Origin of the sequence: Flavobacterium collinsii (assembly GCF_946903285.1) — a bacterium.
Classification (GTDB): domain Bacteria; phylum Bacteroidota; class Bacteroidia; order Flavobacteriales; family Flavobacteriaceae; genus Flavobacterium; species Flavobacterium collinsii.
In genome coordinates, this window is record NZ_OX336425.1 from 3,554,996 (window position 1) to 3,575,204 (window position 20,209).

At 35.3% G+C, this 20,209-nt stretch carries 19 protein-coding genes; 7 read left to right on the forward strand and 12 right to left on the reverse strand.

What is annotated here, in order from left to right; genetic code table 11:
• Positions 1-6: 6 nt before the first annotated feature.
• From OGZ34_RS14665 to OGZ34_RS14675, 3 genes are all read right to left on the reverse strand, one after another.
• Positions 7-375: a BlaI/MecI/CopY family transcriptional regulator gene (locus tag OGZ34_RS14665; RefSeq protein ID WP_263360692.1), complete on the reverse strand. Its 369-nt coding sequence runs from the start codon at positions 373-375 to the stop codon at positions 7-9.
• 306 nt (positions 376-681) lie between these two features.
• Positions 682-1,152 (reverse strand): JAB domain-containing protein, encoded by a 471-nt coding sequence (locus OGZ34_RS14670; RefSeq protein ID WP_173967453.1) that lies wholly within the window; start codon positions 1,150-1,152, stop codon positions 682-684.
• A gap of 227 nt (positions 1,153-1,379) precedes the next feature.
• On the reverse strand, positions 1,380-2,597 hold the full coding sequence (locus OGZ34_RS14675; protein ID WP_263360693.1) for an MDR family MFS transporter: 1,218 nt from the start codon (positions 2,595-2,597) through the stop codon (positions 1,380-1,382).
• Positions 2,598-2,694: 97 nt separating this feature from the next.
• Between OGZ34_RS14675 and OGZ34_RS14680 the strand changes: the two genes are divergently transcribed.
• The 7 genes from OGZ34_RS14680 (at position 2,695) to OGZ34_RS14710 (ending at position 7,598) form a co-directional block, all read left to right on the forward strand.
• Positions 2,695-3,294 carry a DUF1684 domain-containing protein gene (locus OGZ34_RS14680; protein WP_263360694.1) on the forward strand — a complete coding sequence of 200 codons (600 nt, stop codon included), beginning with the start codon at positions 2,695-2,697 and terminating at the stop codon, positions 3,292-3,294.
• Complete coding sequence (locus tag OGZ34_RS14685; RefSeq protein WP_263360695.1) at positions 3,294-3,950, forward strand: TatD family hydrolase; 657 nt, start codon at positions 3,294-3,296, stop codon at positions 3,948-3,950. The genes OGZ34_RS14680 and OGZ34_RS14685 overlap by 1 nt, the downstream gene beginning before the upstream one ends.
• A gap of 63 nt (positions 3,951-4,013) precedes the next feature.
• Complete coding sequence (locus OGZ34_RS14690; protein ID WP_263360696.1) at positions 4,014-4,730, forward strand: tRNA threonylcarbamoyladenosine dehydratase; 717 nt, start codon at positions 4,014-4,016, stop codon at positions 4,728-4,730.
• A 128-nt stretch (positions 4,731-4,858) separates the two neighbouring features.
• Positions 4,859-5,521: an HAD family hydrolase gene (locus tag OGZ34_RS14695; RefSeq protein WP_263360697.1), complete on the forward strand. Its 663-nt coding sequence runs from the start codon at positions 4,859-4,861 to the stop codon at positions 5,519-5,521.
• A 70-nt stretch (positions 5,522-5,591) separates the two neighbouring features.
• Positions 5,592-6,434 (forward strand): DUF2911 domain-containing protein, encoded by an 843-nt coding sequence (locus OGZ34_RS14700; RefSeq protein WP_173967459.1) that lies wholly within the window; start codon positions 5,592-5,594, stop codon positions 6,432-6,434.
• A gap of 223 nt (positions 6,435-6,657) precedes the next feature.
• Positions 6,658-7,182: a TetR/AcrR family transcriptional regulator gene (locus OGZ34_RS14705; protein WP_263360698.1), complete on the forward strand. Its 525-nt coding sequence runs from the start codon at positions 6,658-6,660 to the stop codon at positions 7,180-7,182.
• Positions 7,183-7,184: 2 nt separating this feature from the next.
• Positions 7,185-7,598 (forward strand): nuclear transport factor 2 family protein, encoded by a 414-nt coding sequence (locus tag OGZ34_RS14710; protein ID WP_263360699.1) that lies wholly within the window; start codon positions 7,185-7,187, stop codon positions 7,596-7,598.
• A 493-nt stretch (positions 7,599-8,091) separates the two neighbouring features.
• Here OGZ34_RS14710 and OGZ34_RS14715 read toward each other — a convergent pair whose 3' ends face one another.
• The 9 genes from OGZ34_RS14715 to OGZ34_RS14755 all read right to left on the reverse strand — a co-directional run bounded on the left by OGZ34_RS14715 (position 8,092) and on the right by OGZ34_RS14755 (position 20,208).
• A complete protein-coding gene (locus tag OGZ34_RS14715) occupies positions 8,092-8,721 on the reverse strand; it encodes an MCP four helix bundle domain-containing protein (RefSeq protein WP_263360700.1) in 630 nt (209 codons plus the stop codon).
• 258 nt (positions 8,722-8,979) lie between these two features.
• Positions 8,980-9,357, reverse strand: coding sequence for a VOC family protein (locus tag OGZ34_RS14720; RefSeq protein ID WP_263360701.1), 378 nt, complete (start codon positions 9,355-9,357; stop codon positions 8,980-8,982).
• A 21-nt stretch (positions 9,358-9,378) separates the two neighbouring features.
• Entirely contained in the window at positions 9,379-11,115 is a 1,737-nt protein-coding gene (locus OGZ34_RS14725) for a sodium:solute symporter (protein ID WP_173967465.1), read from the reverse strand.
• Positions 11,116-11,238: 123 nt separating this feature from the next.
• Entirely contained in the window at positions 11,239-13,767 is a 2,529-nt protein-coding gene (locus OGZ34_RS14730) for a PIG-L family deacetylase (RefSeq protein ID WP_263360702.1), read from the reverse strand.
• A 206-nt stretch (positions 13,768-13,973) separates the two neighbouring features.
• Positions 13,974-15,611, reverse strand: coding sequence for an LVIVD repeat-containing protein (locus tag OGZ34_RS14735; RefSeq protein ID WP_263360703.1), 1,638 nt, complete (start codon positions 15,609-15,611; stop codon positions 13,974-13,976).
• 217 nt (positions 15,612-15,828) lie between these two features.
• Positions 15,829-16,353 carry a hypothetical protein gene (locus tag OGZ34_RS14740; RefSeq protein ID WP_173967468.1) on the reverse strand — a complete coding sequence of 175 codons (525 nt, stop codon included), beginning with the start codon at positions 16,351-16,353 and terminating at the stop codon, positions 15,829-15,831.
• 201 nt (positions 16,354-16,554) lie between these two features.
• Positions 16,555-18,381, reverse strand: coding sequence for a BamA/TamA family outer membrane protein (locus OGZ34_RS14745; protein ID WP_263360704.1), 1,827 nt, complete (start codon positions 18,379-18,381; stop codon positions 16,555-16,557).
• A gap of 84 nt (positions 18,382-18,465) precedes the next feature.
• Positions 18,466-19,566 (reverse strand): AI-2E family transporter, encoded by a 1,101-nt coding sequence (locus tag OGZ34_RS14750; RefSeq protein ID WP_173967470.1) that lies wholly within the window; start codon positions 19,564-19,566, stop codon positions 18,466-18,468.
• Between the two features lie 111 nt (positions 19,567-19,677).
• Complete coding sequence (locus OGZ34_RS14755; RefSeq protein ID WP_173967471.1) at positions 19,678-20,208, reverse strand: mechanosensitive ion channel domain-containing protein; 531 nt, start codon at positions 20,206-20,208, stop codon at positions 19,678-19,680.
• Between the last annotated feature and the right edge of the window lies 1 nt (position 20,209).

Sequence of the window (20,209 nt, forward strand, 5' to 3'; positions counted from 1 at the left end):
AAACAATTATTTTTCTTCTTTTGGATTTTCGATCATGTCTAAAATTTCACGTAATTCTGCCGCCGAAATTTTCTCCTCTTTAGCAAAGAATGAAACCATATTTTTATACGAACTATTAAAATAGTTGTCAATTGCCGTATTCATATACTTTTTACTGTAGGCTTCTAAAGTAATGATTGGATAATATTGATGTGTGTTTCCAAAAGCATTGTGAGCCACAAATCCTTTCTCTTCCAGATTACGCACTATAGTCGATAAGGTATTGTAGTGGGGTTGATCTTCTGTTATTTCTGCCTGAACTTCCTTTACAAAAGCTTTTTTAAGCCTCCATAAAATATGCATGATTTCCTCTTCTTTGTTCGTTAACTTTTGCATGTTTTCTAATTTTAATTCAAACCTACAACTATTTTTCTAGTTATGCAACTATAAAAATAGTTATTTAACTAAAAATTACGTTTTGAATGTCTTTTAGAGGCATTAAAGTTAGTTTAAAATTAAGTTTAATAAGTTGTTTTATAGGTTTTTAACATGGTTTAGGGGCGTCTAAAGATGCACTCGTAGATTTAAAGTTTAAAAAAGAAGTCAAGGAAAACTTGTATAATAGAGTTTGGACAGAATTTGAATAAAAGCTAAATGGATTATGGGTTGTATAGCTTTTTTGAAATTTTGGAAGGCCAAATATTAGAGAATAGCATTATCTGCAAAAGAAAAATAGGATTCTGAAGTGATTATTAAGTGATCTACTAAAACAATGTCCAGGATTGTACCTGCCTCTTTTATTTTTTTAGTAATCAATTTGTCAGCAAGTGAAGGAAGTATTTTACCCGATGGATGATTGTGAATTATAATAATGCCTGTTGCATTTGTTTTGAGCGCTGCCACGAACAATAATCTAAGGTCAACACAAGCTCCTGTTGTTCCTCCTGACGAAATTTCAAATATTCCCAATACTTTATTTGATCTGTCGAGCAGGAATACTTTAAACTGCTCGAGAAACTCAATTTTTCCGGGGTCCCAGATTTTCAGAGCCAATTTATAAACTGAACAAGAAGAACCTATATGTGGGCGCTGGGATGCTTTTACTTTGGTTTTGTAAATTAATTCAATCTCTGAGGCGATTTGCCAATTTTGCTTTTCTTTTACTTTTTGCATGACCTATCATTATTTTAGTAAAAGACGCGAATATTTTTTTTTAAAACGTTATAAGAACTTATAACCTATGATCGAATTTCTTTTATGGATTAAATAATTAGGAAAACATCCAAGAGAATTATTGGACTTTGACCTGTAAAAATTGTTTTCATATATAAACAAACCCGACAGGTTTCAAAAACCTGTCGGGTCTAATAAACGATAAGGGATATAAGGAGAGTAAGTTTTTAAGATATTTTCTCCCTGACCAATGCCTTTTTAATCCAAAAGCAGCATAGCGTTGCAAAAACTCCAATAGAAGCCATGAAAAGCCAATTGATTTGGTATCCGAATCGGGAGATGATTTCGAATCCTAATTTTGCACTTACAATATGTGCAAGACTAAAACTCATGGTGTAAAGTGCCATATAACGGCCTTCCTGTCCGCGCGGTGCCCGGCTTAGTGCAAAAGCATTAGAGAAGGGGAAGTTGAGAATTTCTCCAATCGAGAAAAGAATCATGCTGATTACCAGAATCCATGCCCAAACATTAATTAATAGTAAAAAGAAACTCAAGGCTATAATGGAAGATCCAAGTGTGATAATTTTTATTTTAGGAAAGCCTTTTCGCTCCATAAAAGCAACAGTTGGCATTTCTAAAGTAAAAATAAGCAACCCGTTTAATGTCATTAATAGTCCGGTCTGAAACGCACTTAAACCAAATTTTTCATTATGATACAGCGGTAAGGTGGTAAAAAGCTGGAAGAATATGATAGCCGTCGCAAAACACACAAACAAGAAAACCCAAAAGATTTTGTCCTGAAAAACCGATTTTTTAACTTCAGTACTTTCGATTTTATCTTCGTGTAGTATTTTTTTCTTCTCTTTAACCAGTATGGCAAATATCGAAATGGCGATGATGCACGATGCACCGTCTACCCAAAATAAGCCTGAATACCCCATACCCATAATAATCAAACCTCCTAATGCAGGTCCTGCTGCAAATCCTAAATTAACGGCAAGACGCACCAAACTAAGGGCGCGCGTTCGGTTTTCGGGTTCAGAATAAGCACCAAGAGAAACATACATCGCCGGGCGAAACATATCGGCAATGGTCATTAAAGAAAATATCGCGATGCAAAGCGTCCAGAAATGTGTAACATATTGAATAAGAAAAAGGAAAACTCCACTAGTAAACAAACTAAAAATCATGATTTTGTAAAATCCGATTTTGTCTGTTAATTTTCCACCCAGCCAGGAACCTAACATTGATCCGAAACCAAAAGCCACCATAATCCAGCCTACCTGATTATAAGTAAAATGTAAATCTTCTTTTAAATATTTGGACAAAAATGGAAGCACCATTGTTCCGGCACGATTGATAAAAGTAACAATAGCAAGAATCCAAATTTCTCGTGAAAAACCTTTAAAATTATTGATGTAGCGGCTAAAAGCGGTTTTAAGCATTATAAATAAGTTATTTGCAACAAAGTTAGTAAACTTTGTATGGATGAGCGGTTGCTGCTTTGTTACTTTTGAACTATTTTTGCTCAAAATTTCTAAGATGAAAAATAGTATAGTTTTTTTAGTATTGTTAGCGATTAATTTTTGTTTGGGACAAAGTAAATTTGATCAAAAGGAAAGCGAAAAATTTCAAAAGACAATAAATTCAGAATATGCTGATGCTAAGACGAGTCCGTTAATGGAAGAAGATTTGAAAACGTTTAAAAGTTTAGATTTTTATCCTATAAACGCAAAGTATTTTGTGACTGCAAAATTGGAGAAAGCACAAAACGAAAAAGTTTTCGAAATGAAAACAACTGGAACAAGAACGCCAAAATACATCAAATACGGAACTTTATATTTCACAATTGATGGAGTTGCCCTTAAATTGAATGTTTACAGAAACATAGAGCTTTCGAAAACGAAGGAATATAAAGATCATCTGTTTTTACCTTTTTCAGATTTAACTTCGGGTAAGGAAAGTTATATTGGAGGAAGATATATTGATTTGAAAATCCCGAAAGGAAATACAATTGCAGTCGATTTTAATCAGGCGTATAATCCGTATTGTGCTTATAATCATAGATATTCCTGTCCGTTAGTTCCTTTAGAAAATGATCTGAATGTAGCCATCAAAGCGGGAGTTAAAGCATTTCATTAATGGAATTCTTTAATTTTCATACCCATCAGCTTAAAAATCAATCCAATGTACTGGAGTTGGTTAATCAATACCCGCAAGAGTTTGATGCTTCGATTCCGTTTTATTCTGTTGGAATTCATCCCTGGTACATAAAAGAGGATCAAATTGATGCTGAATTGAAAATTATTGAAGAAAAATTACAATCCAAAAATTGTCTGGCTATTGGAGAATGTGGCTTAGACAAGCGAATCGAAATTCCGTTAGAACAACAAATTATCGTTTTTGAGAAGCAATTGGCTTTGGCTGAAAAATACCAAAAACCTGTAGTCATACATTGTGTTGCTGCTTTTCAGGAAGTGATTCTCCTTAAAAAGAAAATGAAAATTTCGGTTCCTATGATCGTTCACGGTTTTTCTAAAAACGGTCAGATTGCGGCACAGCTAGTTAAAGAAGAATTTTATATTTCGTTTGGGAAATATCTCCTGCGAAATCCCGATTTAAAAACTGTTTTTCAAAGTATTCCACATGATCGCTTTTTTCTGGAAACCGATACCATTGAGGAAAGTATAGAGCAGGTTTACGAATTGGCGGCAACCTATAAAAATTGGACGATTAAAGAATTGCAGGACACTATTTCAGCAAATTTCAAGGGTGTTTTTCAGAAGCAAACTTCTTAAACCGGAAGCAACCTGAAACTTGAAACAAAAGAAACAATATTAAACAAAAGAAAAACATTATATATGGCAGAGTGGACAGAAAGAGCCGAGCTTTTATTTACTAAAGAAGGATTGCAAAACCTACAAAATTCCAATGTGTTGGTAGTAGGTTTAGGAGGAGTTGGATCATTTGCAGCTGAATTTTTGGCAAGGGCAGGAGTAGGAAACATGACAATTGTAGATGGGGATGTCGTAGATATTACAAATATAAACAGACAATTGCCGGCTTTGCACTCAACGGTTGGTCAGCCAAAAATTACCATTGTTGGAGATCGATTGATGGATATCAATCCGGAATTGAAACTTACTAGAGTAAAGGAGTTTTTATCTCCCGAAAGAGCTTTCGAAATCGTTTCTTCTGAGTTTGATTATGTTTTGGATTGTATCGACAGTATCACACCAAAATTGAACCTGATCATTGCAGCCAAACGTAAAAGAGTAAAAATCATCAGCAGTATGGGCGCGGGTGGAAAAATGTTGGCATCGAAAGTAAAAGTCACTGATATTTCTAAAACGATAAACTGTTACTTTTCAAAAACGATCAGAAAGCGTTTAAAAGCAGAAAAAATAAACAAACTCAAGGTCGTTTTTTCTTCTGAAATTCAGGACGAAAAAAGTCTGAAACTAACAGACGGAAAAAACTTCAAAAAGTCATTCTACGGAACCAACAGTTATATGCCGGGCTTATTTGGTCTGCATGTTGCTGAAACGGTGATCCGTCATTTGCTTAAAAGAGAATAGGAAGATGCTAAGATACTAAGGTTCTGAGGAACTAAGTTTTAAACTCAGAACCTTAGCCACTTAGTACCTCAGCATCTAAAAAAAACCTTAGCCCCTTAGCCCCTCAGAACCTTAGTAACTTAAAAAAAATGATAAAAACAGTAATTTTTGATATGGACGGTGTGATTGTAGACACTGAACCCGTACATCGTTATGCTTACTACAAACAATTCTCGGAATTAAACATAATCGTAACAGAAGAAATGTATACCTCGTTTACCGGATTTTCGACACGAAATACGTTTCAGACGTTAAAAGGACTTTTTCCAACCATTGAGCATGAAGTAGAAGATTTAATTCAGCGTAAAAGAAATATCTTTAATGATGCTTTTGATACCAAAGAAGATCTGTATCTGTTAGAAGGCGTTGAAGATTTGATAAAAGATTTATATGCAAATGGGATACAATTAATTTTGGCTTCCTCAGCTTCAAAAGTAACGATCGAGCGTGTGTTTACCAGATTTAATCTGCATCAATATTTTACCGACATCGTAAGTGGTGAAGATTTTCCGCAATCGAAGCCAAATCCGGCTATTTTTGTGCACGCAGCTACACTATCCAAAGCTCCAAAAGAAAACTGTATCATCATTGAAGACAGTACAAACGGAGTGAAAGCAGCCAAGGGAGCAGGTGTTTTTTGTGTGGGGTATAACAGTCATCATTCAAAACTTCAGGATTTATCAGATGCTGATTTGATTATCAACCACTTTCACGAATTAAATGCGCAAAAAATATCGCAATTAAAAGGTTGAATTAAGTTAAATTTAACATTTGTTCGCTAATTGAATTTGTAAATTTGAGGGAACAAAATAAACTACGAAAATGAAAAAACTACTTATTGCATTGGCCATCGTTTTGGCTCCTTTTGCTTCAGAAGCACAAATAAAAACGCCACAGGCGAGTCCTAAAGGATACATCAAGCAAACAGTTGGTCTGACTGATGTTGAAGTTACATATTCAAGACCTGGCGCCAGAGGAAGAGCCGTATTTGGAAATTTAGTTCCGTTTGGTAAATTATGGAGAACCGGAGCTAACGAAAACACTATCATTAACTTTAGTGATGATGTAGTGATTGACGGAAAAACATTGAAAAAAGGAAAATATGCAATTTATACCATTCCTAAAATCGAAAGCTGGGAAGTTATATTTTACCTTTCTACTGACAACTGGGGATTACCTGAAAACTGGAGTGACTCTTACGTAGCTTTGAGAACTACGGTAAAAGAAGATGCATTGCCAACTCCTGTAGAGACTTTTACTATCGGAATTAATGGTTTAGATCCAAATTACGGTTATTTAGAAATGTCTTGGGAAAATTCTCATGTAGCGTTAAAATTCGAGGTGCCAACTGCAAAAATTGCGACTGCAAGCATCGATAAAGTTTTAGGCGGACCAAGTTCAAACGATTATTTCTCAGCTGCTACTTATTTGTTCCAAGCTAACGGAAATATCGAAACAGCCAGAACTTATGTAGATAAGTCATTAGATTTAAGCACTGATAAGCCTTACTACATCCTAAGATTAAAATCGCAAATTCAGGCGAAACAAGGAGATAAAAAAGGAGCTATAGAAACAGCAAAAGCTTCTTTGGCTGCTGCTGAAGTTGCTAAAAATCAAGATTATGTAAAGTTGAATAAAGATAGTATTGCTGAATGGAGCAGATAATAATTCATTGAATTATTAAAATCTAAATTTTAAAATTCCAAATTCCAAATTCCAATGTTTAATTGGAATGGAATTTGGAATTTTTTTTGAAAATACATGCTTGGTAGATAGAAGATACACGAGTGGGAGGGCATTAAAAGATAATTATTGAAAAAAAACAGACAGACTGGTCTGTTTTTTTGTGAAAAATGCATATATTTGTACTTTAAAACATTTCTAACACATGCAGCCCAAAGAACGAATTTTAGATAAAGCCTCCGTTTTGTTTCATACCCAGGGATATAATTCTACCGGGATAAATCAGATCATTGAAGAAGCGAAAGTAGCAAAGGCAAGCTTTTATCAGCATTTTAAATCAAAAGAAGACTTGGGTGTTGCTTTTTTAAACCAGCGACATGAGTATTGGTTTAACCAACTGGAAAGTTTCACTTTGGATAAAAAAGATACCAGGCTAAAGGTTTTGGCTTCTTTTGATTTTTTGATCTTTATGAATCAGAAGGAAAATTTCAGGGGGTGCAGTTTTCTGAACCTGCTTTCGGAAATACCGGCAGACAATGTAAAAATGCTTGCTGTAATTCAAAATCATAAATCAGATTTACGAAATTATTTCGGGAGAGACATTGACAATGAGCTTGTTGCAGCACATGTTTATTTGCTTTTTGAAAGCTGTATTATCGAAAGTCAGCTTTTTAAATCCAATCAGCTTATTGAACAATCCAAAAAAATAATTCAAACTTTAATTTTATAGTTATGGAACAGAAGTTACCATTGCCGCCTTTCACTTACGAAACGGCTTTAGAAAAAATCCAATTGGCTGAAGATGCCTGGAACAGTCAGGATCCTGAGTGTGTTTCAAAAGCCTATACGATTGACAGCGAATGGCGCAACAGAGATCAGTTTGTAAACGGCAGGGAAGCAATCATTCAGTTTTTAACCCGAAAATGGGAAAAAGAAAGGCATTACAAGCTTAAAAAAGAGTATTGGGCACATACGGAAAACAGAATTGCAGTGCGATTTGAGTATGAATATCAGAATCCGGATGGAAACTGGTTCAGAGCATATGGAAATGAAAACTGGGAATTTGATGTCAACGGGCTCATGCAAAAGCGATTCGCAAGTATAAATGATTTACCAATTAAGGAAGAGGATAGGAAATTGAAGTAAGAGAGTGTGTTAGTTTTGATATTGATATAGATATTGCCATTGACATTGCCATTGATATTGCCATTGATATTGCCATTGACATTGACATTGACATTGACATTGACATTGACATTGACATTGACATTGCCATTGACATTGCCATTGATATTGACATTGCTATTGCTATTGCTATTGCTATTGATCCAGAGGTATATACTTTGGCTTTGCACGCAGATTACGCGGATTCGTTTCACGAAAACGCGGATTGACACGGATTTTTTTTATTTGTGATCTTCCATGAAAAATGGAATGAGCTCCGGAGGAGCAAAATATTTATAGCGCAATTACCGTCCACAACGAAAAAACTCCGGGGGAGTGTCATAATTTATAAAAGGAGAATGTCGGTTAAAATTCTAAAGAAAAGAGATCTGCGTAAATCCGCGTTTTCGTAAAACGAATCCGTAAAATCTGCGTACTATATTCGCAATATTCTTAATCAGAATACCTACTAAAATTAGTTCAAACTTGGAGGCTCCGGAATTTTGATACTTTTTTTGATTTTTTTGACAATCAGTAAGTAAAAAGTGATGCCACCCAAAATAATGAGTAAGGCAATCTGAAGCTGCCCAAGGCTATTGTTTTTACTGTACATGGCGTTTGCACTTGCCAGTTTTGCTTTTCCCTCCTGAATCTGGATTTGCGACAGGGCTTCTAGAGTTTTTAGCGCCTGATCGCTCGAAACCGCAATTTTATTCCAGTTTTTGTTCGCGACCTGATTGTTTATTTCTTTGCAGGAACTTAAAAAAGCATCAAAATATTGTTTTTCGGTATTGGTTAAAACCGTTTTGGCATACAAATCGTCAATGGTGTGAATAAGATTTAGCGTTTGAACGATCTCGTCTTTTTTGATCGTATCGCTTAGATCTAGTTTTTCGGCTTCAGCTTTTATAAAATGAAGTTCTTTAGAATATTGAAAAATGTAATGTGCCACAACTAAGCGGTCCTTGTAAATGGCGTTAATGTTTTCATTTACATTTTTTGAATTTTGAAGTGTATTGAAATTCCCCAGTAAAATAAGAAGCATTACAATCAATAAAATAAAAGCAGCCTTAGTTTTATTGCTGTACTTTTTCAAATCTTTCATAGAGTTGGAATTTTAACGGTTACTTTCTCAAAGATAGAAATTTGAAAAGAATTCTCAGTCTTTTAAAAACTCAAATGTAAGATCGTATATTTGAATGTGATGGTTTGTTTTTGTAGCTATTCCTGCTGTCCGCTGTATCTTTTGTGCCGAACCCCGGCACAAAAGGATGCCGCTTCCATCAGGGCTAAATCATCACGATCCAGAAAAAAATTATGTTTGGATAAAGATTAGTTTATCCAAACATAATTTTTTCAATCCTTATTTCTTTTGCTTCAATTGAAACACATTTCCTTCAGGATCTTCTCCATCACAGAGCCAGTATTCGTAAGTATCAAAAGTACTTACTTCCCGCATCAATACATTTTGATCAAGAAGTACTTGTCTCAATGCATGAATGTCTTCATTAATTTCAAAAACGATTTTGGTGTTATTGTCAAATTTATAACCGGATTTAATTTGTGCCAAATAGGGATCACCAATTTTATGAAGTCCGATTTTTGCGTTACCAGCATTCAAAAGCACCCATTCGACTTCGTATTCTTCAAGTATTTCAAAACCAAAAATTGTAGTGTAAAAAGATTTTAAGTTGTTCACATCCTGAACATACAGGACAATGGTATCTAAATTCAGTTTCATTTTTTCTGGTTTTAAATTAAACTATTCCAAAACTACCTCCTCAGCGTCGGGCTCATTTCTAAAAAAGGCAAACTGCATGAATAACGCTAGGACAATGGTTAAAATGGCTCCGATAAAATTCAGCCACAAATACCCCAGTTTTTCCTGACCGCTTGGGTAAATAGCAATCATGAAATAATAGATGATAAATATGGTAATCTGACTGATAATGGCACTGAAAAACATGGCTTTGGCCTTTACACGGCGCAGGTAAAAACCAACAAGGAAGATTCCTAATACGGTTCCGTAGAAAATAGACCCAATAATATTTACCAATTGAATTAAGTTTTCGAACAGGGTCCCCACGCAGGCAAAGAGTATAGCAATAATTCCCCAGAATAAGGTAAAAAACTTAGTGGCATTCAGGTAATGCTTTTCGGATTTTTCGGTCTTCAGATTTCGTTTGTAAATGTCGATAGCGGTTGTAGAGGCCAAAGCATTTAATCCGGAAGCTGTTGAAGACATCGCGGCCGAAAGAATTACGGCTAACAATAAACCGATAAGCCCCTTTGGTAAATAATGCAGTATAAAGTGGAAAAAGACATAATCTTTGTCGTTTGTTTCACTGTTGCTGTCTGCCTTCGAAATAATTTCTTTGGCACGATCACGAAGGTCTTTTTCTTTATTTGATATAGTAACTAGTTCTTTTCGTAAAATCGGATTATCGAAATCCTGATTCAACTGGTCGATGTACAATAAATTAATCACTTTTTTGTCTTCTGAAAGATTGCTTAGTTTTTTTTCTAAAGCATGATACTCTTCTTTATAAGCCGATTTTTCAATCACAATTTTATTGTTGGGATTAAAATTTAAAGGAACAGGATTGAACTGAAAAAAGACAAAAACCATAACTCCTGTTAACAGAATGAAGAATTGCATAGGTACTTTTAAAAGTCCATTCATGATAAGTCCCATTTGACTTTCACGAACCGATTTTCCGGATAAATAACGTCCCACCTGTGATTGATCGGTTCCGAAGTAGGCAAGTGCAAGGAAGAAACCACCAGTGATTCCACTCCAAAAAGTATATTTTTCTTCGGGATTAAAAGAGAAATCTACAATATTCATTTTATCGTTGGCACCCGCAATATGCAGGGCACTTGTAAAAGTCATATCATTAGGAAGGTAATGCAGAATCAGGAAAAAAGTAATAAACATTCCCGACATGATTACAAACATTTGTTGTTTCTGTGTTACGTTGACCGCTTTTGTACCTCCTGAGAACGTGTATATAATTACCAGAACACCGATCACGATGTTCATTAACGTTAAATTCCATCCCAAGAGGGCTGATAGGATAATCGCCGGAGCATAAATGGTCAGTCCGGTTCCTAAACCTCTCTGAACCAAAAATAAAATAGCGGCCAAAGAGCGGGTTTTTAAATCGAATCGCTTTTCCAGAAATTCATAGGCTGTAAAGACTTTGTTTTTATGGTACAAGGGTATGAAAGTCACACAAATCACAATCATTGCAATTGGTAATCCGAAATAGAATTGTATAAAACCCATTCCGTCATGATAAGCTTGTCCGGGAGTTGACAAAAAAGTGATGGCACTGGCCTGAGTAGCCATAACCGAAAGTCCAACAGTATACCAGGGAGTTTCGTTGTTTCCAAGAATAAAATCCTCGACGTTCTTACTTCCTTTGGTTTTCCAAGAGCCGTACCCAACAATAAATAAAAGAGTAACAATTAGTACGATCCAATCAAATAGTTGCATAGGTTATGAGTATAATTTCATGATTAAGAAAAAAATCAGAATGTAAATGGCATTGGCTACCAAAACATAAGTGTAACTCTTTTTCCATTTTTTTATTTTTTTAGCTTCCATATTGGGAATGGTTTATTTTTTTAATTCTTGTTTAGGAGCTTCTATAGGCTGTTTTAATGAAATCATATTCGATAGCAGTCGGTAAGCACCGGCAACACCTTCGGGTAGTTCTCTAAAGAAGCTTAGACCGGTGTAAATATAGTATCCTTTTCCGTAGGGCGCTACCAATAAAGCACCATTTTTAGCCGATTCGCCTTTATCGTGTGAAGAGAGAATAGGAGTGAAGGCAGGATCATATTGATCAGGGTAATACAAGCCTTGTTCTTGTTTCCAGCCTTCGAAATCTTTAGGACTGATTTTGTTTGGCGTGTTTAAAATAGGATGATTGGGTGCCAGAAAGGTAATTTTAGCATTTTCTTCCGTAACACGATCGTTTGATATTTTTAATGGATATGGTGCAATCTGATCGGTAACGGTTTGGCCATAGGTATTGTACTGTACGATCATGTTTTTACCGCTTTTCACAAAGTTAAAAAGTATGTTTTGTTTGTGTGCCAGTGCATTTACGGTATTGTAAGCACGCACTCCGGTAATCACTACGTTAAAGGAATCCAGTTTTTCAGGGGTGATTTCTTCCGGTTTTATGATAGTAACTTTGTATCCCATTTGCGCTAAACTTTCCGGAACTTCATCACCGGCGCCCATAATGTAAGCAATGGAGTCACCATTTGTTTTTAATTCAATTCGAATACACTTTGACTCCGCAGGTTTTAGTACCATCTGTTTAGTAATATGACTGTAATCAATAATGGTCTGATCCTTGTCAAAACGTTTGTTGTCGACAATAGCAATGCTTTTCACAACAGTTTCTTCCGGATTTACAGGTGGTGTAACTTCAAAATAAAAGATTTGCTCGTTTCCTTTTTTCTCTAAAGTAAAAGGAATTTCTTTAGGCGAAACACTCCAGCTTTTTGGTAATTCCAATTGTAAGTTTCCTTTAATACCGTCTTTTCCCGCACGTACTTTTACCGGAACCAGTTTGCTCTGTGTGCTTCCAAAAATTAAAACTTTTTCGAGAATTGAAGTAGTAACTTCGGGAACGATGTCAAGAAAATTATACATTTCACCTTTTACGCCATCGTTATATTTGTAAATTACAGTACGTTCGAACGGAATTTCTACACCATCTATTTTAACATTAAAAACAACTTTTGCCTGTCTGATAATATCAGGAATTCCAATGTTTTCCTGATTTGAAACCGTATACATTCCCTCGGTTGCTTTTTCTTTTAGCCAATAAGGCTGCGTATATTCCAGTGTATTTGGAAGCTGAACTGACAAGCTTATTTTTTGATCCTTATTGTTTTTTAAGGGAATATTTTGTGCTGTGTTTTTTTGATCCGGTAGCGAAGTCACGCTGCTCAGCTGCATTTCAACAGAAGATCGGTTAATGGCTTCAAGAGTTACTTTTATGGTGCTTCCCGGTGTTGCTTCCTGTTCGATGGCAGCAGCTTCCAGATACAATCCGGTGCAGGAAGCGATAATGTTTTTTATAGCAGCCGTTTTTACGGTTTTCCAATGATCGTCTTCCAGGGCCTCAATCAGGACATAGGCTTTGATCAAATCGGAAATACTGGCCGACGGATTGCTAAAGTCATATTTAGCGATAATTGAAGAGATTAAATCGCCAACAGGTTTACCATTTTTAACGCGATTCCATGAAGTATCAATTCCATCAAATAAATTAGATTCTTTAGGTCGGTCACCGTTAATAAGTTCTAAAAATTCAGTTTCGTCCCCACGGGCTCCGGTACTTCCAAAACCTTGTGATTGATGACGGCTGCGGCTTAAAGCAGCAATTTCCTGATTAGATTTTCCAATTCCCGGATAATAAACTCCGGTTTCTAACTGAACAAAGTTCGATTTATTGGCCGCGTTAAATTTTTCCTGACTTCCGTAAAACCACCAGGATGTATTGAAAAACTGACGTTTAACCTGCCACGGTTTTACATATTTTAATTGTTCCGGATATATTTTTGGATCGTTTGTAAGTTTAAAGCTTTCTACACTTAACATCGCCGAGGAGGTATGATGTCCGTGTGTGGTACCTGGTGAGCGATGATCGAATCGGTTGATGATTACATCGGGTTGAAATTTTCGGATCGTCCACACCATGTCCGCTAATACTTTATCTTTATTCCAGATTTCTAAAGTTTCATCAGGATTTTTTGAGTAACCAAAATCATTTGCGCGAGAGAAAAACTGTTCGCCGCCGTCAATTTTTCGGGCTTCGATTAACTCCTGTGTTCTGATAACGCCTAACAATTCACGCAATTGCGGTCCAATTAAGTTTTGCCCTCCATCGCCACGCGTTAAAGATAAATAACCTGTTCGGGCATTTACTTCGTTGGCCATATAAGAAATTAAACGGGTATTTTCGTCATCCGGATGTGCTGCGATGTACAATACGGAACCCAAAAAGTTTAATTTTTTAATTTGATTGTAAATTTCTACAGAAGTTGGTTTTTGTGGTTGTTGTGCAAAAGAAAGAGTAATACCCGATAGAAAAAGGAGAAGAACTTGTATCTGAATTTTTCGCATAGTTTGGTTAGGTGTTTTTTGATAGAAGTTCAAAAATACTAATTAAATTATTGTACAGTATTTAAATGAAATGTTAATGTTTGGTTATTGATTTCCTTTTTTAAGAAAATTGATTCAAAAAAAAAGCTGTCAGATCAAATCTGACAGCTTTATAGAAAATGGATCTAACACTTTAGATCATGTAGTATTTCTTGGGATTACAGCATTTATTTCAACTTGTTTTCTGTGTCTTTATAGTTTCCTGTAATGGTAACATTACTATTCTTAGTTACTTTACCATAAATCGTGATAGAAGAATTGTTTCCTATGAAATTGATCTTCGCACCACTGTTTAATCGTAAATCTCCCCAGATCACTACAGTACCTTCAATTTGTAATACTGCATTGCTGTTAATGATAAGTTCCGTTGGGTTAGCTTGTTGGTATTTCCCTTGAGACAGTGTTCCTCTCATATTGAAAGTTCCTCCACTATTTAAGGTCAGACCATTTTGAATTGTAATCGAACCACAATGTGTCAATACTGCTCCCGAATTAACAATAGCAGAGTTAATTGCCGTAGCACCCGAATAGGATTTAACTTCATTCGAATTTAAAATCAGGTTTTGCCCTTGATTATAAGTTCCGTATCCTGTACAGCCAACAAAAGTTGTATTTGGTTTTTCCATCTTGATAATTTTCAAACCGCCTTTTCCACTGGCTACATAGATAAAATCACCACTGGATTTTACATAGTTAGACGAACCTAAGATGTCAACAGTTCCCAATAAACTTAGTTGTGAACCAGTTTTGTATACATTTAAACCTGCAGCGCCATTGGCTACAAATGCATATCCATCATTTACAGAGACGGCATTGGTTACATTTTCTTCACCGGCAGCAGCTAATGAGATTGTTTGCAGTTTAGAACCGCTATTGATGTCATAAACTCCCAAACCGTTATATCCTTCTGAAACTAATAATTTAGTACCATCAAAATCCATTGTTCTTTTTGCAGCTTTTACATCTGTTGATGTCGTAAAGCTTTTTTGCAAAGTAAGCGTAGATTCATTGTAAATATTTATTCCTTTTGAACCGCTCAAAGTCACAACTTTGTCCCCGCTAATCGCGACAGAACGTAAATCTTCTACCGCTACTTTGCCAGAAACTGCTTTGGAGGCCGTATTGATTTTAAATAAACTTCCCTGATCTCCTGTTACGGAAAAATAAGAGCCCGAATTTGAAGCAATGTCGGTAGTTACTTGACCTTCAAGATTAGTTATGGTATATTTATCCGTCAGCATACCTGAATTTAACGTCATGTTAATTACAACAGCAGGACTTGTTAGTGTCGGATTTTTATCAACATCTGCGGCAGCACCAATAATTAAACTTCCATTGGAATAGGTTAATGATGTAATGTCAGTATTTGCTATCAATGCAGAAGTAATCAATTTCGGTTTATATGGATCAGAAACATCAATAACATCAATAGCTCCAGAATAGGCTTCACCACTCATAGTGTAAGCAACATAAGCATAGTTTCCGTTTACTGCAACATGATTGGCTTGTAATGTTCTTCCGTTGTTGTCTTTTGGAGGATTGATTTCTGCAATTTGTACTAATGGTAAATCAGTCGTAGAAGATGGACTGCTTTTTGAAAATTTACCTGTTGATGTGGATGAACCAGTGATGGAGATTACTCCTGAATTGGTATAATCAAGTCTTTTGCTTAAAGTGGTAACATCGCTATTGATTTCGATGTTGTTGTTTTTAGCCTGATCATTCGTAGCGGAGTCGTCGTGATTTGTACAAAACGTAAAAAGGGACAACGCTAACATTGAAAATAAATAAACTCTCTTCTTCATAACCTATTTTATTAGTTTAAATTTCCTGCAAAATTAGGATTTTTCAAAACATTTCTCAAAACGGTTAGGAATACTTTAACTTTTTCAATCGTTTTAGTTGTTATTTTTGAATTATATTTAATAAATTAACCTTTTATTGATTTAGTATGCATGCATAAAAAAAGAGTATCATGATTTTGATACTCTTTTGTGTTGAAAATTAATGATTTAGCAAATATTAGCCTCTTCTGCGGCCGTAGTGACCATCGTGATCATCATGATCGTCATCGTCATCATCGTCTCTGTCGTGTTTGTTACGCTTTTTATCATAGTGTTTATGGTTTCTGCGCTCATAACGATCGTCATTATATCCATAAGCTGGTCTCGGTTTGTAACATCTTTGAGGTGCACCATGATAGCCTTTGTAATACTTTACCCTATGGCGATCAAAATAAGTATAAGGTGTTCTGCCGTGATAATCGTTTAAAACTACTTTGTAGCCTCCGTACAAATCATAATTTCTGTATTGTCTTGGCAAGTAAGTTGTTCTAACCCATCTTCCTCCTCCAAAATAGATAAACTGGGAAGCTCTTACATCATAATAAGCTTCGATGTCGGGTAAATAATAATACTCCATTTCTGCATATCCTGCAGGTCCCCACGCGGGAGGTGATCCGATATTAACATTTATAGATACCTGTGCTTGCGTGGCATTTGCAACCAGGAGAAATAACCCTGCAATTGCTAATTTTATTGTTTTCATTTTTCTAATTTTAAAGTTATGATTAATCCTGTTTTAGGATATTCATATACTGTGCCAAAAATAAAAGCACTATGTATTTCATCGGATAAAATGCGCATTTTAACGATTTTGTAAAACGAGAAATTTGATTAATCTTTTGATAATGAGGTAATTTTTGCTTTTTTGTTTTTTGAAAAAAAAGTGAAATAAAATATATTTTCATTATTTATATTCCACAACCCTTGGTTTGGCCAGCTCAAAGTTTTGCAAACCAATATCACTAGTCTCAAAAGTATTCGTTTTAAAAACACTATCTCCCTGATAAGGAATGGTAGGGTAGTAGGAGAGCGAAAGCTGAAAGGAACTGAATACCAGATAATCATTACTAATCAGCAAGCCTAAAGTCACTTTCTGGTACCCTTTATTTCTTCCTATGGCATCATTTGGATTTCCCAGTACCGCAACCGAGTAATTAAAGAACGGGTTTAGACGAAATCCCCAGAGCGCATAGGGAGAATAGGTTTGGGTTTGAAGTGACAATACCATTTTATTTGTACCATATAAAGCAGTATTGAACCCAGCTAAACCATTTTTATTATTAATATTAAGCTGATCTCCGATAATATTTTCCCGATTGGCACCAATAACCATAATTGGGTTCACAAATTGACGCAGTTTCCAGTTTCCAATACTGAATAGTTTTGTAAAGTAAGTAGATTGAAATGAAAAGGCTGTTTGATACGTTTTAGAATCATGAAAAAACGTACCTGCCTCAAAACTCATACTTAAAAATCCCCAACGGTAATAATTTCCAAAAGAAAACTGAGCTCCTGCATATGGCCGCCACTGTGCGTTTTTGTACTGATAGCCTAAAGTGATTCCGTAGATTCTTCCAATAGGAACGTCTTCTGTCTGGCCATTTCTAAAAATATAGTTGTCTTTTATAAATTTGCGTCGGTTCAGACCAATTCCGCTCAGAATCAATTTCTCATCTGAATAAAAATGGGTAGGATCATAAAGCTCAGAGGGAGCATCTGTATAATTGACATTGAGAAAGCGTGCGGTTGCCACCAAATTGGTTATACCATTTTCATCTTCAAATACTTTACTGGCATGTCCTGTCCAGAAATCCTGAAAGTTATTCTTAAAAGGTTGAAAAGCATAAGACTTATCAGGCGCCTGCAAACTGTCTTTTCTGTAGTTTTGACCTGTAGAAACACCACCTGCCCATTTAGTCAAAGGCGAATAAAAGAGGCGTTCAACATTGATACTTTTGCTGTAATTATTGTCAATATCGATCTTATAGAATAAAGTGGTTCCAATATAAGTGTTTTTGATGTTAGGAATGGTATAGGTTGCTTCATTTGCAGTCCGGCCATCATTAAATCTGCTGGTATGTTTGTATTCCAGCTGCTGTCCCGATCCAAAAAAGTCTTTTTCTTTAATACCAAAAGAAACCTGATTGCCCGAGATCGCAAATTTAGGAATCGTACTCCACGAGTCCAGAACTCTAATCGTGACATCAACTGAATCTGAAGCCATCCCCGCCACTTTATTAGTGATCCGTACAGCTGTCACATATCTTTGAGATCGTATCAAACGCTCAGATTCCTGTACTTTATATGTGTCGTAAGGAGTATTCTTTTTAAACAGCAGGAGATTATAGATTGCAATTTTCTTGGTTTTCAAATGCAGTCGGTTTCCAGTCCGTTCTCCCCAGTTTTTAGGTACCTGAGTGGTGTCTGTGAGAGAGTGCCCAAAAGGATCAAGCGTTATAATGGTTATCTTTCGAATTATTTTTCCGCTAAAATCGGTAGTGTCATTTTGTACCAGAACTTCTTTTTTCTGAGGCCTGTTTTCTCTGAAGAATAATTTATGCAGGGTTTGTGTAAATTTATTCTTTTTCGAATAGTTTCTGATTTTCTGATAGACTTCAGTACTGTCTTTTTTACGGTTTTCGCTTTTTTGAGGCAAATTAACCTGAGCATGAGTGCCTTGTAAGCAGAAGCATAATAAAATAAAAAGTGCTATTTTTCTGATTACGGACATTGTATTTTTTTTGACTGGCTTAAAGGTCGATTTTGAGATGAATATAAGAAATTATTGCGATTATATTTTGAATCGTGATACTATTTAATTTTCGACCTTTAGTTTTCGGATTCTCCAGCTGAATTTTTTAGGCATGTGATTGCCCATCAAATATCCCCAGGGCTCTAAGGATTCAATTCTTTCAAATATAATTTTTAGAATGGCTAAAAGTGGGATGGCCAAAAACATACCTGAAATTCCCGCAGCGGCACCACCAATAATAATTCCCATAATCGAAACGAAGGCATTAATTTCTACTTTAGAATTAATAATTAAGGGTACAAGGATATTGTTATCAATCAGCTGTACAACAATGTTTACGATCAGAATTCCGAGAATTAGAGAGTTGTCTGGTGTTCCTGTTAATGATGCTACTACGGTGATTATACCCGCGATCAGAATGCCAATATATGGGATCATGTTTAAAATTCCGGTTATTAACCCTAATAAAATAAAGTATTTTACTCCAATAATCCAGAGCCCTAAACTTGTCAGAATAGAAACTACTATCATTTCAAAAATCAGACTCACAATATAATTGTTAATCGAAACTTTTATTTGTGAAAGGATGTCTTTTAAAATCACATGATCTTCTTTAGGGACTAATTTAGCAAGGAAAAGAATAAAATGATCTTTATACAGCAGAAACAAAAAAGTATAAATTGGTATGATAGTACAATCTAACAGAAGATCTGTTATGGAGACTATGGCTGAACCTATGGAGCTTTTTCCGTTTTGTACAGAGTCTTTAGTCACATTATCCAGATACTTTTTTTGTTCGCCGATGCTCACGTGAAAATTATCTTTTACAAATTTATGAATGTCAGTGATGAAAGTGTTTGCATTTTTCTTTATCGCATCAAAATCGTTGGCAATATCACTAATCTGATAAGAAATAAAAACCAAGATGCCGACGATAGATAAAGCGAAAATCAAAATACAAGAAGCGGCAGCAAGATGTCTGGGAAATTTTAATCTGGAATGCAATAATGTAAAAATAGGAACCAATAAGACCGCAAATAAAAACGCCAGTAATACCGGAGTAATAATATCTTTTCCGATACAAAAAATAAAGGCAAAGCTTATAAAACTCACCAAAATAAAAGCAAGTTTAGCATAAAAAGGCAACTTTACAGAGTGGTTCATTGTTGATGGAAACTAAATAAAGGCTAAGAATTTGTAAAACAAATATTATATTTTATTATAAATAATGTGTTTTACCTTTTTAGTATAAGTTTATAAAATTCCCATTCTTATTTAATCAAAGAACTCTTTTTCTTCGTATTGAACCGGCATGATAGAGATTCCTTTTTGCAGCAATAAATTATTCGGAAAAATGATCTTCTCACCGTCTTTTGTTTTCAAATTCACATGAAAGGCACTTATGTCCTCGATTTCCGCCTCTATTGGAAAGTCTTTATCATGAATTTTGATGGTATCTCCAATTCGGAAAGGAAAGGAAAAAAACAAAATCATTCCCGAAGTTATATTGCTCAGAATAGACCATTGAGCAAACATAGCCACTCCGATAACTGTAGTGATCGAAGAAACAGTTATGAAAATATCTTTGGTCTGAACACCCCAAATTACAATTAAACTAATCAGAACTAGTATGTTCATCAGTAAATGAATGTACTTGATTACCAAATTGGTCCGGTGCTCTAATAACTGACTTGTGCTGGCATATCGGCGAATTAATTTCGCAACGATGACACGTAAAGCAACAAGAACGCAAATTAGAATTACGGTGGTTAAGATCTCCTGACTATATTCTTTAAAAGAAAACATA